This window comes from Leucobacter sp. NPDC077196, from assembly GCF_040687075.1.
GTDB lineage: Bacteria > Actinomycetota > Actinomycetes > Actinomycetales > Microbacteriaceae > Leucobacter.
In genome coordinates this window covers 164156-177699 of the sequence record NZ_JBFBML010000002.1, presented here as the reverse complement: position 1 = coordinate 177699, position 13544 = coordinate 164156, and the positions used below count along the sequence as shown (strand labels likewise).

Below are 13544 nucleotides of genomic sequence, written 5' to 3'. Positions count from 1 at the left end.
GAAGCTTACTCCCCTTCGCCGGGGGCGCCCCCGGCTGCGGCGGCGCGGGCCGCGTCGGGCAGCGCCTCGATGATGCGGGCGAGAGCGACGTCGTCGTGCGCAGCCGTCACGAACCACGCCTCGAACGCGCTCGGGGGCAGGTTGACGCCGCGCTCGAGCATCGCGTGGAAGAACGCCCGGTGCGCGGCGACGTCTTGACGCTGCACCTCCGCGTAGCCGCGCGGCGCCGACGGAAAGTCGCCGAACAGCACGCTGAACAGGGTGCCGGCGCGTTGCACGCGATGCGGCACCCCCGCGTCGTCGAGCGCCGCGGTCGCGGCGCCGGTGAGCACGTCCGCTGCGTGCGACAGCCGCAGGTATGCGGCGTTGTCGGCGTGCTGCAGCGTGGTCAGACCGGCAGCGACCGCGAGCGGATTGCCCGAGAGCGTGCCGGCCTGGTACACCGGCCCGAGCGGCGCGAGCAGATCCATCAGATCGGCGCGGCCGCCCAGCGCGGCGAGCGGCAGACCTCCACCGACGACTTTGCCGAAGGTCAGGAGGTCGGGCGCGACGCCGGCGGCGACGCGATCCTGCTCGATGCCCCAGAACCCCGAGGGCCCGGCGCGGAACCCGGTGAGCACCTCGTCGAGAATCACGAGCGCACCGTGGGCGTGCGCGAGACGGATCATCGCTTCGGTGAAGCCCGGCAGCGGCGGCAGCACACCCATGTTCGCGGCGGCCGACTCGGCGATGATCGCGGCAATGCGGTCGCCGTGCTCGGTGAACGCCGCCTCGAGCGCGGTGAGATCGTTGTACGGCAGCACCAGCGTCTGCCCGGCGGTCTCGGCTGTGACGCCCGCCGACCCCGGCATCGCGAGGGTCGCGAGCCCGGAGCCCGCCTCCGCGAGCAGCCCGTCGGAGTGGCCGTGGTAATGACCGGCGAACTTGATGATGAGCGGTCGTCGGGTTGCACCTCGGGCGATGCGGATCGCCGTCATCGTCGCCTCGGTACCGGTCGAGACGAGCCGCACGCGCTCGATCACGGGCATTCGGGAGATGATCTCCTCGGCGAGCTCGGCCTCTTGCGGCACCGAGGCTCCGAAACCGAGCCCGCGCGCTGCGGCCTGCTGCACGGCGTCGACCACAGCGGGGTGGGCGTGCCCGAGAAGCGCCGGCCCCCACGAGGCCACGAGGTCGACGTATTCATTGCCGTCGACATCGGTGACGTAGGGGCCGCTGCCCGAGACGAGGAAGCGGGGCGTACCACCGACTGAGCCGTAAGCGCGCACCGGCGAGTTCACGCCGCCGGGAATCACGCGAGCGGCGCGCTCGGAGAGGGCCGCACTGCCGGCGGCTTCGGGGTGGGGAATGAGGTGCGCGTTCATCGGTTCCATCCTGCGATCTCGGTTGCGAAGTAGGTCAGCACGGTGTCGGCGCCGGCGCGCTTGATGCTCACGACCGATTCCTCGATGGCTCGTTCGCGATCGATCCAGCCGTTCGCGGCGGCCGCTTCGATCATCGCAGCCTCCCCCGACACTTGGTAGGCCCAGACGGGCACGGGGCTTACGGCCGCGACGTCGGCGAGCACGTCGAGGTAGCTCATCGCGGGCTTCACCATCACGACGTCTGCCCCCTCGGCGAGATCGAGCTCGGCCTCGCGCAGCCCCTCGCGGCGGTTGGCCGGATCCTGCTGGTACGTGCGCCGGTCACCGACGAGCTGAGAGTCGACGGCTTCGCGGAACGGCCCGTAGAACGCGGATGCGTACTTGGCCGAATAGGCGAGGATCGCCGTGTCGTGAAACCCGCTCGCGTCGAGGGCGTCGCGCACCGACGCGACCTGGCCGTCCATCATGCCCGACAGCCCGAGCAGTGCCGAGCCCGCGGTGGCCTGAGCGAGCGCCATGGCCCGGTAGCGCTCGAGCGTCGCGTCGTTGTCGACGACGATCTCGTCGCTGTCGCTCGACGTTACGCGCAGCACCCCGCAATGGCCGTGGTCGGTGAACTCGTCGAGGCAGAGATCGGTCTGCACGACGAGGGCATCCCCCACTTCCGCAGCCACGGCGCGCGTCGCCACGTTCAGAATGCCGTTCGGGTCATCGGCCGCGCTGCCCACGGCGTCGCGCACCTCTGGCACGCCGAAGAGCATCACCCCTCCGATCCCCGCCTCTGCCGCCTCGGCAACGGCGCGACGGAGCGAATCAACGGTGTGCTGAAAGACGCCGGGCATCGACGAGATCTCCTGGGGCTCGCTGATGCCTTCGCGCACGAAGAGCGGCAGCACGAGGTCGGCTGCGTGGAGTCGAGTCTCGGCTGTGAGGCGGCGCATCGCACGGTTAGAGCGCAGTCGACGCGGGCGAACGGTGGGAATCATGCTGGGTGACCTCCGGGTGCACTCGGGAACGATAATTGCGCTACACGGTCGAGCAGGTTCGAGACGGTGTGCGGATCAGCGACGACATCTGCGGCCAAGCCGTCTGCGGCGAGAGCCCGCGCAGAGGGCCCTCCGATCGCCGCGAGTTTCACGCTGGGCGGCAGCGGGGCGAAACGGCGGGCCGTTTCTCGGGCGGCCGATGCGCTGAGGATGAGGATCACGTCGACCTCGCCGGCGGAGACGCGCGACTCGACCGCGGCGTCGCGTGGAGCGGGCAGCGTGCGGTACGCGGTGACGCGCTCAACGCGATGTCCCGCGCGCGAGAGCGCCGTTTCGAGGGTGCGGTCGGCGAGCTCCGACACGGGGAACAGAAACGTGAGCCCGCTTCCCGTCAGCCGCTCGAGCAGCGCGGCAGCGAGGCCGGTCGCCGAGAAGTCGGCATCGGGCACGAGGTCGGGCTCGAACCCGTGCGCCTGAAGCGCGTCAGCCGTCGCGGTGCCGACAGCTGCGACGCGCGGCGGGCCCGACTCCGAGCCCAGCGGCGGACGCGCTCCGGCAGCTGCGAACGCGTCGGCCGCGTTCGCACTCGTAATCAGCAACCAGTCGTAGTCGCCGCGATTCCATGCGGCCGCGGCGTCGCGGAGCGGACCGGAGTCTGCAGGGGGTGCGATGTCGGTGAGCGGGCCGAGCAGCGGCTCTCCGCCCAGGCCCCGCACTTCTGCAGCGTCGCGCTCACCCGCGGCGCCGCCGCGCGTAATGAGCACACGGACGTCGGCGAGTCCGGTGCGGTTGTCGCGGCCGGCGTCGGTCATGCACGGCCCCCGAGCGACGCCAGATCGGCCGCTCCTGCTTCGAGCAACTCGGCCGCGACCCGCCGTCCGAGTTCGGCCGGCACCTGAGACACCGGCACCTCGGAGTCCGGCGCGGTCGTGCTCCATGGGAGCGAGGCCTCGGCGGTCAACTGCTCCGATCCGTCGACGCGATACACGACAGCGCGCAGACGCAGCTCGTCTCCCGTCACTTCGGCGCACGCCCCGATCGGTGCGGCGCAGCCGGCCTCGAGCGTTGCGAGCAAGGACCGCTCGGCGAGCGCCGTCGCCCGGGCCTCGGCGTCGTCGACAGCCGAGAGGGCAGCGATGTACGGCTCGGTCGTCGCGTCGGCCGCGCGCACCTCGATCGCCAGCGCACCTTGTCCGGGGGCTGCCGGAACGTCGGCGAGGGGGAACCGTTCGGTAATGGCGGCGGCGCGGCCGAGGCGATCGAGTCCCGCTGCTGCCAGCACGACGGCGTCGAGGTCGACCCCCACGCGGCCGAGTCGGGTGTCGACGTTGCCGCGCAGGTCGTGCACGTCGATGTCGGAGCGGCGGGCGCGAATCTGCGCGGCGCGGCGCGGCGAACCGGTGCCGACGCGCGCCCCGGAGGGCAGGTCGGCGAGGGTGAGACCGTCGCGCGCGCACAGGGCGTCGCGCGCATCGGCGCGAACGGGAACGGCGCCGAGCGAGATGCCCGTGCACGCCCCGGTCGGAAGGTCTTTGAGCGAGTGCACGGCGAGGTCGCACTCACCGGCGAGGAGGGCGTCTCGGAGCGCGCTCACGAAGACGCCGGTGCCTCCAAGTTGCGAGAGCGGTGCGCGCGTGACATCGCCGTGCGTCGTGATGATCACCAGAGCGACATCGAGGCCGGTCGCCGTCGCCATCTGCTCGGCGACCATCGTGGTCTGCGACACGGCGAGGGCACTGCCCCGCGTTCCGACGCGGAGCAGTCCCGGTGCCGCGGCAAGCGGCACGTCGGAGCGGAAGACACGGCCAGACGAGGCGGGAAGCGATGCGTTCATTTCAGAGGACTTTCAATTCGATTCGTCAGTGGGAGGCGGAGGGAGGCGGAGGCGAGGGCGGTGGCAGCCGCGGTGCGGGCCCCCTGCACGATCGCGGCGAGGCCGGTGCCGCTGACCCAGTCGCCGGCGAGCGTCACGCCAGCAGGGGCGACGAGCGGGCGGGCGTCGCGCGACCCGGGCGGGCGGCCCATGCGCCAGGTGCAGCGCACCAGGTCGACGACGGTATCTGCGCGGAGGTCGATGCCGAGAATGCGCGAGGCGTCGTAGCGCGCGATGCTGCGCACCTCGGCGTCGTCGAGACCCACCGTCTCCGGCGCGGATCCCGCCCGGCCGTAGGAGAGCCGCAGGATGTGGCGACCGGGCCCCGCTTCTCGCGCGCGCTCGGGCCACTTCGCGGTCACGTGGGTGAGCGCCTTCGCGAGGATCGGCGCGGCCCCGCCATCGCGGCGTGCTCCGGCGCCGACCGCGTCACGCGCGACGAGTGCGCCGGTGCCGCGCGGCGCACGATCGAGCCGTGGATCGTCGACCGCGAGAGCGACCACTTCGATGCGGTCGGTCGCCTGCCCCGTGGCACCGCGCTCGCCGAGCAGCCGTCGGGCGACGTTCTCGGGCACCGCGAGCACAATTCCGTCGGCCTCGGCGAGCACCGCACCGTCGCCACCCAGCACGCGCCAAGCGCCGGCGGGTGCAGCGGACATTCCGCGCTCTTCGAGCCGCTGCACCTTGCTGCCGCGAAGCACGCGAACGCCGAGGCGCGTCACCTCGGTCTCGAGACCGGCGATCACCTGCGTCATTCCCTCGCGCAGTCCCGCAACCGCGCCGCCGGCTGCCGCCTGCCCGTCGCGCAGGTCTCGTGCGGCGGCGATCAGCGATCCCCGCTCCGCAAAAGCAGCGGCCAGCCCGGGCACTGTGGTCACTCCGAGTCGCTCCGGGTCTGCCGAGTACACACCGAGCGCGACGGGGCGCACCAGCCGGTCGAGTGCACGCGAGCCGAGCCTGGCGCGCACGAGCGCGGCGAACGACGCGGCATCGCTTCCGATGCGATGCGGCAGCAGCGGCTCGACGGCGGCCCGCAGCGCACCGGAGACCCCCAGCGCGCGGATCGTCGCAGCAGACAGCGGTGTTGCGGGGATGCCGAGCGTTCCCGCAGCCGGAAGCGGGATCGACCGATTCCCGTCGATCACCCAGGAGCCGAGCGGCGCGGGCCGCACGATCTGGTCGGACATCCCGAGATCTTCGATCAGCGCGGCCACCGTGCCTCCGCGGGTCGCGAATGACTCAGCGCCGATGTCGATGGTGGTGCCCGCGATCTCAGCGCCGCGAATGCGGCCGCCCAGCCGGTCGGCGCCCTCGACGACGACCACGTCGGCGCCCGCTACGGCGAGCTCGCGCGCCGCAGTCAAGCCGGAGACGCCACCGCCGACGACGGCGATGCGTGGTCGGGGAGAGTCAGGCTCCATGCGCGAGTGAGACGATGCGGGTGAGCACGTCGGGATCGGTCTCGGGCGGCACTCCGTGCCCGAGATTCAGCACGTGGGCTGGAGCGCTCCGGCCTCGACGCAGCACGTCGGCGACGTGCGCCTCGAGCACCTCGGGCGCGGCGCCGAGAAAAGCGGGATCGATGTTGCCCTGCAATGGCACCGTATCGCCGAGTCTGCGGCTCGCCTCGTCGAGCGGCGTGCGCCAGTCGACGCCCAGCGCGTCCACTCCGACCTCGGCCAGCTCTTCGAGCAGGTGGCCGGAACCGACGGCGAAGTGGATGATCGGAACGGCGCGCGCCTCGGCCGCGTACCCCTCACCTGCGGCGTAACCGAGCCGGCGCACGGGCTCGAGCGTGCGACGCGACGCGGGCGCGACCCGATCGCGGTAGTCGGCAGGCGACAGCGATCCGGCCCACGAATCGAACAGCTGCACGGCGCTCGCGCCCGCCTCGACCTGCGCTTCGAGGAACACACCGCAGAGGTCGGCGACCCAGTCGAGCAACGACGCCCAGGTCTCGGGGTCGGCGTGCATGAGGGTGCGGGCCCGCAGGTGGTCGCGCGAGGGCCCGCCCTCGACGAGGTAGGCGGCCAGGGTGAACGGTGCCCCCGTGAAGCCGATGAGCGGCGTGCTGCCGAGTGCATCGGCGGTCAGACGCACCGCGTCGCGCACCGGGTCGAGCGCGGCGCGCAGCCGCTCGACGGTGAACTCGTCGCGCACCCGCGCGACGTCGGCAGCGGTGCGCACCGGATTCGCGAACACGGGCCCGCGCCCCGCGACCAGATCGACATCGATGCCGACCAGTTTCATCGGCACCACGATGTCGCTGAAGAACACCGCGGCGTCGACGCCGTGGCGTCGCACAGGCTGGAGCGTGATCTCGCTGGCGAGCTCGGGTGTGAGGCACGCATCGAGCATTCGGTGGTCGGCGCGGATTTCTCGGTACTCGGGCAGGGAGCGGCCGGCCTGACGCATGAACCAGACCGGCGTAGACTCGGGCCGGTCGCCCCTCAGGGCTCGGATCAATGGCGCGTCGCCCGTTCGGCCGTCGACGAGCGGGTGCGAAGCTGGGAGGAAGTTCATCGGTCGAGATGCTAGCTTATAGATCTGATGTGCCACATCTGATGTGTTCAGTTTCGCGAGAAATGCCGCTCGAGACATCCACGAATCCCTGATCAGAAAACGTATCGAAAATCTATGCTGCTGTGCCTCTCCTTTGACCACCGCGGGTGCTCCTTTCCACTGCTCGAGCGCCTCACTGCACGCACCCCGGAGATCACCGAGGCGCTGACCGCTTCGAGTGACCTCGACGGCGTCGTCGTGCTGTCGACGTGCAACCGGCTCGAGGTCTACGTGCAGGCGGCGCGAGACACGAGTGAGGCGATCGTGGAGCTGATCTCGCAGATCGCCGGTGTGCCGGTGTCGTCGCTCTCCATGGCGGTCGATGTCGAGCTGGATCACCGCGCCGCCGAGCACCTCTTCGCCGTTGCGTCGGGTCTCAAGTCAGCAGTCGTGGGCGAGGAGGAGATTGCCGGGCAGGTGCGCCGCGCCCATGTCGATGCGCGCGAGCGCGGTACGGTAACCCACCACCTCGAGCGCCTCTTCCAGACGGCGACGCGCACATCGCGCACGGTCAAGCACCGCACGGAGATCCATTCGCAGGGTCGCTCGCTCGTACGCCTCGCGCTGCGGCTCGCGGAGAGCCGCGTGCCCGTGTGGAAAGACGCTCGTGTACTGCTCATCGGCACAGGTGCGTACGCCGGCGCGACGATCGCCGCACTGCGTTCGCGGGGCGCCGAGCGCATCAGCGTGCACTCCCCCTCGGGCCGTGCCGCAGCCTACGCCGAGAGCCACGATCTCTCCGCCGTCGATCCGCTCGCGCTGCGCAGCGCGCTCGACGCCGCCGACGTCATCATCGCCTGCAGCCGCACTGAGGAGCCGCTGCTCACCGAGGCCGATCTCGCGCCTCTGGAACCGAGCACGACGGCGACGGCCGGGATCCCGACGCCGGTCTCGCCGCGCCTCCTCATCGATCTCGGCATGCCTCGCAATATCGACCCGGCCGTCACTCGCATCGACGGCATCGAACTGCTCGACCTCGATACGGTCGCACGGCACGCTCCGGTGACCGAGCTCGGCACCGAGCACGAGGCCCTCGAAATCGTCCACGATGCGGCGGTCGAGTTCGGCGCCTCTCAAGCGGAGCGCGACACCCTGCCGGTGCTGCTCGCGTTGCGCGGCCATGTGAACGCGATCCTGGAAGACGAGTTGTGCCGCGCCAGAGGCACCGGCGACGACGACGACGCGGCAACCGCGGCCGACGTCGAAACGGCGCTGCGGCGCCTCACCGGACGCCTCCTGCACGCACCCACCACGCGCATCCGGTCGCTCGGCCGCGAAGGGCGAGCCTCGGAGGCCTCCGAGGCGCTCTCGGCACTCTTCGGGCTGGAATCGGTGGATCGCGCCTGAGCGCTCGGGACCGGGGGCTTCCGAGCGCCCGCGGGCTGACTCGGATTGCGCGTGCTGTGCTCGCGCCCTACGGGCGGTAGTAGACCGCGACGCGCGCCCCGCCGTGCTCGAGCACCTCCACGGGCGTGTCGAAGACGCGCTGCAGCACCTCTGGTGTGAAGATCTCGTCGGGCGCCCCCGATGCGACGACCCGGCCCTCGGCGAGTGCCACGATGCGATCGGCGTACGCCGCCGCGAAGTTGACGTCGTGAATGACCAGCACCACCGTTTTGCCGAGGGCGTCGGCTGCGGCGCGCACCTGCCCCATCATCGAGACCGCATGGCGCATGTCGAGTCCCGTGAGCGGCTCGTCGAGCAGCACGTAATCCGTATCCTGCGCGAGCACCATCGCAACGAACGCCCGTTGCCGCTGCCCGCCCGAGAGTTCATCGATGAAGCGATGCTCCATCGTGCTGAGATCCAGAAACTCGATCGCGGCGGTGATGGCGTGCACGTCGGCCTCGGTCAATCGGCCGGCTGAATGCGGGAAGCGCCCGAACGTGACGAGCTGCCGCACGGTGAGTCGCGACATGAAGTGATTCTCCTGGCGCAGAATCGAGACCGCGCGTGCGAACTCCCGAGGCTTCGCAGCCCGCACGTCGAGATCGCCGATCGTCACGCGCCCCGAGTCGGCGTCGAGCAGACGACCGATGATCGTGAGCATGGTCGACTTGCCCGCACCGTTCGGCCCGATCAGCGCCGTGACTCCCCCGCGCTCGATGGTGAGGTCGATCGGGCCGAGCACCCGGTGCCCGGCGTAGTGCTTCTCGACGCCGGTGAGCGCGATCACGCGATGCCCCCGTGCGGCAGGCGGACAGTGCGACGGCTCGTCATCTGAGCCCCTTTCTCAACAGTATGGCGAGGAACAGCAGGCCGCCGGCGAACTCGATGATCACCGTCACGAGACCCGCTGCCGCGAACACGTGCTTCAACACGAATGTGGCGCCGAGCAGCGTGACGAGCGCGACGCCGATAGCGAGCGGCAGCGTCTCGGTGTGGCGATCCTCCCGCGTGAACTGATATGCGATCGTGGCGACGAGAAACCCGAAGAAGGTCATCGGACCCACCATCGTCGCAGACACCGAGATCAGCACCGCAACGGTCACCAGGATCAGCACGACCTCGCGACGGTACGCGACGCCGAGCCCCGTGGCGACGTCGCGGCCCAGCGCGATGACGTCGAAGACGCGGCGGCGGCGCCAGATCACCACGAGCAGCACGGCGACGATGACGCCGGCGATCGGCAGGTAGTCGGGGTTGCCCTTGCCGATGCTGCCGAAGAGGCGCGCGCTCAGCACGTCGAACTCGCTCGGAGTCAGCAGGCGCTGCATGAACGTCGACAGCGATCCGAACCCGATGCCGAGCACCACACCGACAAGCAGGAGCAGGTGCAGGTTCGCGCGCTTCCCCGAGAACAACCAGCCGTACAGCAGCGTCGCGAACGCGATCATGAGCAGGCTCTGCGCGATGATCTTCGGAATGCCTTCCATGCCCACCGCTGCCATGCCGAAGACGAACATGAGCGCCGTCTGCGAGAGCACATAGAGCGCATCGAACCCGAGGATCGACGGGGTGAGGATCCGATTCGCCGTCGCCGTATGGAAGAGCACGGTCGCGACCGCCTGGCACACCGAGACGAGCACGATCGTGCCGAGCGATGCGAGCCGCGATCGCACGATGATCCAGAACGGGTCCGTGCCCGGAGTGGCCGGGTTGCCGTAGACCAGGATCGCGATGGCGAGTGCGAGCGCCGCGCCGCCCACCACGAGCAGCGCCCGATGCTCATGCCACCAGCCGAACCGCGAACCGTCGCGGGTGCGCACTCGCGCCGTCGGCTGCGTCGCTACCGCGCTACGCACTGCGCTGCCTCAGCAGAATCGTGATGAAGGCCGCCGATCCGACGATGCCGAGCACCATGGAGACGGGCACCTCGAACGGCATGCGCACGGTGCGCCCGATCAGATCGCAGATCGTGACGAGCGCGATGCCGCCCAAACACACCCAGGGCAGGTTGCTGCGCACGTGATCGCCGCGAATCATGGCGACGACGTTGGGCACCACGAGGCCGAGGAACGGCAGAAACCCGACGACCACCGTTGTCACGCCGGCGGCCACGGCCACGAGCGCTGTGCCGGCCACCAGCACGACCTCGTACCGCACGCCGACGCTGGTCGCGACGTCCTTGCCGAGCCCCGCCACGGTGATGCGATCGGCGAGGATGAAGACCAGCAGCGTGACGATGCCGACGATCCAGAGCACCTCGTAGCGGCCGCGCACCACCGCCGTGAAACTGCCCATGAACCAGGTGCCGATCATCTGCAGCAGGTTGAACTGCGCCGCGAGGAATGTGGTCAGCGCACTCACCACGGCTCCCAGCATGATGCCGATGAGCGGCACGACCAGCGTCGTGCGAATCACGATGCGGCGCAGGATCGCCATAAACACCAGGGTTCCCACGAACGCCGAGAGGCTGGCGATCACCATCCGACCCACCAGGCCGACCTGCGGTGCGATCAGCACGGTGAGCAGGAGGCCGAGCGCTGCCCATTCCGTAGTGCCTGACGTCGTTGCGTCGACGAAGCGGTTCTGCGTAAGCATCTGCATGACGAGGCCGCTCGTCGCCATTGCCGCCCCTGCCAGCACCAGTGCGAGCGTGCGCGGCACGCGCGTGATCCAAAACATTTCAGCTCCGCGCTCGCCTCCCGCGATGTCGTACATGCCGATCAGCAGCGACGCGGCGAGCAGTGCGGCGACCACGACGATCGCGACGATTAGCGCGACCGATCCGTTCCAGCGCGAACGACGAGCGGGGCCCGCACCGTCGGTGCGGACCCCGCTTCTGGGCGCCGTGGCGGCCTGCTGACTCACGCTCATGCGCCGGCGAACGCCTCCTGCAGCTGCTCGTACAGCTCCGTGTACGCCTGAATGTCTTCCGTCAGGTAGAAGTCGGAGTCGAGGTACACGATCCGGTCCTCTTGCACGGCCGTCACGCCCTGCAAGGCTTCGGAGCCGGCGATGAGCTCATCAGCCGGCACTGCGCCCGGCTCGGGCTCGGCGAACGACGCATCGCGATCCAGCACGACGATCCAATCGGGGTTCGCGGCTGCGATCGCCTCGACGCTGATGTCGTCGCCGTGCGAGGTATCCTCTGCCTCCTGCTCGATCGCGGGCACCAGGTCGAGCGCCGAGAACACGGGCCCGACGCTGCGGCCGGTCACGGGAGCGGCGAACTCGATCTTGCCGCCGGAGGTGATGAGTCCGATGACCGTGTCGGTGCCGTTGTACGCCTCTTTGGCATCAGCGACTGCCTGATCGAACTCAGCGGTGATCTCAGCCGCTTCAGAGTCGCGATCGAAGATCTGCCCGAGAATCTCGGTCTCGCGCTTGAGCTCCTCCATCGGATCCTCGCCGTCGCGCGGGGCGATCTCGATCACGGCGGCATCGGGGTTCTGCTCGACGATCGTGTCGTACGACTCCGAGAATCGGTAGCCGCCGATGATGAGGTCGGGCTGCGCGGCGATGATCGCCTCGAGGTTCGGCTCGCGGTGCGTGCCCACGTCCGCGATCTCGGCGTCTTCGGTGTAGTCGGGCCAGGCTGTTCCCATGATGCCCTTGGGCGCTGCGACGAGCGGAACATCCCACTCGTCGAGCGTCTCGAAGACGTGATTGTCGAGTGCCACGACCCGCTCGGGGTTGACCGGCACCTCGACCTCGCCGTGATTGTCGGTGACGGTCACCGTGGTCGCGTTGGGAGCGGCGGTCTCGACATCAGCGTCTGCGGCGGGCGCGCACGCCGACAGGCTGAGGGCGGCGGTCGCGGCGAGGGCTGCGAGGGTGGCGCCGCGCAGGGTCTTGGGTGACACGATGGCTGCTCTTTTCATCTCGGGTCTCATCGATCTGCGCCGAACACTCACTCGGATCGCAGCGGGCGCGTACGGTGTCGCGACCTCGAGTTAGCCTAGCCAATGTTTCATCTGATGTTCAAGCCGAGGAGGTTCACCTCAACTCCTGAAGAGACATCATCCCTGATCGCAGGGTCTTTCACCTTCACCTGCGTCCAGCTCTGTCGTGTGCCGTGTGCGTCGGGTGCACGAGTTACATGCAACAGCCCCCTGCTGACTCGCCCTGCGCAGTTGGCGCTCGATTTCATCGAGCGCCACATGGCTAGGGGCAGTCAGCAAGGGGCAGTCAGCAGATGCCCGCTCGCGGGCTCCGGATCGCGTCCGACCTTGTCGCGCGGCCGGTTACCGCCCCTGAGGCGGGCGCGGTGCGCCCGGCACGGAGAAATCGGGCTGGCCGTCGTGGCCCGCCGGAATCGGACGTCCATCGGCGAAGGTCGGCCAGGGCAGCAACTCCGGCTGACCGCTGGGCTGCGGCTGGGGAGCGGTCGGCTGCGACTGCGACTGCGCCTGCTGCTGGGGCTGCTGCGGCTGCTGCGGCTGGGTCTGGTGCTGCAGCTGAGCTCGCTGCTGCTGCGCTTGCTGCTGCTGCGCCTGGTGCTGCAGCTGCTGCGCGCGTCCATGCGACTGCTGTGCGACATACGGCGCCGGGCTTCCCGGGCGCGCCCCTCCACGAACACCTCGTGCAGCCCGAGCCGCCTCGCGCTCGTCGGCACCGAAGAACCAACGGAGCAGCAGCGTAATCGACAGGCCGAGTGCGGTCAGGATCAGGATCGCGGTTGCGATCTTCCAGTACATGTCCGGCACGTTCAGCTCGAACGCCTCGATCCCGACCGGCGCCGTGAAGAGGATGCCCGAGAGCACAGCCAGCACGCTCGTCACGAACGCGAACCGCGTGATCGTCTCGGATCGCTCGGCGCCGACCCGCAGCAGGAGCTCCGCGCAGAGGATGACGAGTCGGGTGACGAGAATCACGAAGAACGATTTCCAGAAGATCTCCCAGAGCAGGGAGTAGGGGTTGTACGGCGTCATCCAGATGACGATCATCAGCAGGCCGAGAATGTACGCGTTGGCGATCAGTGCGACCGGCGCGTACCATTCCGACTTCTGCTCGCGACGTGTGTCGAGCGCCGTGAAGATGACGAACACCGCGAACAGTGCGAACGTCGAGAACACGCGCTCGAACTTGCCTTCGAAATCGCCGATGAACAGCAGCGAAATCGATGCGATGGTCAGGCCGGCGAGCAAGATGATGCTGACCTTCAAGAAGGTCGACAGCTTGCGCTGCTGATTCGCCGAGCTCGAGGCCGGCCGTGCCGTCGGCCGTGGGGACTGGCGCGACGCTTCGCGCGCCCCGTCCGGCGTGTACGACGGGGCCTGCGACTGTTCGTTCGACTGCGGAACGGGCGTCTGGCCTGCTGCGTGAGTATTCGGATCGCTCATGGCGTTCAGTCTCCCCTGATCTGCTGACAAA

General features: G+C 69.5%; 12 protein-coding genes. 1 reads left to right on the top strand and 11 read right to left on the bottom strand.

Features of this window, described 5'->3' with window-relative positions; all coding sequences use genetic code 11:
- Positions 1-5: 5 nt before the first annotated feature.
- Genes AB0O71_RS04510 through hemE form a run of 6 tightly spaced genes read right to left on the bottom strand, consistent with a single transcriptional unit; the run spans position 6 to position 6746 of the window.
- Positions 6-1364 carry a glutamate-1-semialdehyde 2,1-aminomutase gene (locus tag AB0O71_RS04510; RefSeq protein ID WP_363742542.1) on the bottom strand — a complete coding sequence of 453 codons (1359 nt, stop codon included), beginning with the start codon at positions 1362-1364 and terminating at the stop codon, positions 6-8.
- Positions 1361-2350, bottom strand: a complete 990-nt coding sequence (gene hemB / locus AB0O71_RS04505; RefSeq protein ID WP_363742539.1) for a porphobilinogen synthase — start codon at positions 2348-2350, stop codon at positions 1361-1363. The genes AB0O71_RS04510 and hemB overlap by 4 nt, the downstream gene beginning before the upstream one ends.
- Positions 2347-3162: a uroporphyrinogen-III synthase gene (locus AB0O71_RS04500; RefSeq protein ID WP_363742537.1), complete on the bottom strand. Its 816-nt coding sequence runs from the start codon at positions 3160-3162 to the stop codon at positions 2347-2349. Before AB0O71_RS04500 ends, hemB begins: the two co-directional genes overlap by 4 nt.
- Positions 3159-4184, bottom strand: a complete 1026-nt coding sequence (gene hemC / locus AB0O71_RS04495) for a hydroxymethylbilane synthase (RefSeq protein ID WP_363742534.1) — start codon at positions 4182-4184, stop codon at positions 3159-3161. Before hemC ends, AB0O71_RS04500 begins: the two co-directional genes overlap by 4 nt.
- A complete protein-coding gene (gene hemG, locus AB0O71_RS04490; RefSeq protein WP_363742532.1) occupies positions 4181-5644 on the bottom strand; it encodes a protoporphyrinogen oxidase in 1464 nt (487 codons plus the stop codon). The genes hemC and hemG overlap by 4 nt, the downstream gene beginning before the upstream one ends.
- Complete coding sequence (hemE, locus tag AB0O71_RS04485; RefSeq protein ID WP_363742530.1) at positions 5634-6746, bottom strand: uroporphyrinogen decarboxylase; 1113 nt, start codon at positions 6744-6746, stop codon at positions 5634-5636. The genes hemG and hemE overlap by 11 nt, the downstream gene beginning before the upstream one ends.
- Positions 6747-6860: 114 nt before the next feature.
- Here hemE and AB0O71_RS04480 point away from each other — a divergent pair, with 114 nt between their 5' ends.
- A complete protein-coding gene (locus AB0O71_RS04480; protein ID WP_363742528.1) occupies positions 6861-8132 on the top strand; it encodes a glutamyl-tRNA reductase in 1272 nt (423 codons plus the stop codon).
- Positions 8133-8199: 67 nt separating this feature from the next.
- On the opposite strand, the gene AB0O71_RS04475 is transcribed toward AB0O71_RS04480, so the two are convergent.
- The 5 genes from AB0O71_RS04475 to AB0O71_RS04455 form a co-directional block, all read right to left on the bottom strand.
- Complete coding sequence (locus tag AB0O71_RS04475) at positions 8200-8961, bottom strand: ATP-binding cassette domain-containing protein (protein ID WP_363742526.1); 762 nt, start codon at positions 8959-8961, stop codon at positions 8200-8202.
- A 40-nt stretch (positions 8962-9001) separates the two neighbouring features.
- On the bottom strand, positions 9002-10030 hold the full coding sequence (locus AB0O71_RS04470; RefSeq protein ID WP_363742523.1) for an iron chelate uptake ABC transporter family permease subunit: 1029 nt from the start codon (positions 10028-10030) through the stop codon (positions 9002-9004).
- The gene (locus AB0O71_RS04465; protein WP_363742521.1) at positions 10023-11045 is read right to left on the bottom strand and encodes an iron chelate uptake ABC transporter family permease subunit; all 1023 of its coding nucleotides are present in this window, start codon (positions 11043-11045) and stop codon (positions 10023-10025) included. Before AB0O71_RS04465 ends, AB0O71_RS04470 begins: the two co-directional genes overlap by 8 nt.
- The gene (locus AB0O71_RS04460; protein WP_363742519.1) at positions 11042-12034 is read right to left on the bottom strand and encodes an ABC transporter substrate-binding protein; all 993 of its coding nucleotides are present in this window, start codon (positions 12032-12034) and stop codon (positions 11042-11044) included. The genes AB0O71_RS04465 and AB0O71_RS04460 overlap by 4 nt, the downstream gene beginning before the upstream one ends.
- A gap of 381 nt (positions 12035-12415) precedes the next feature.
- Positions 12416-13513 (bottom strand): hypothetical protein, encoded by a 1098-nt coding sequence (locus AB0O71_RS04455; RefSeq protein ID WP_363742517.1) that lies wholly within the window; start codon positions 13511-13513, stop codon positions 12416-12418.
- Positions 13514-13544: the final 31 nt, after the last annotated feature.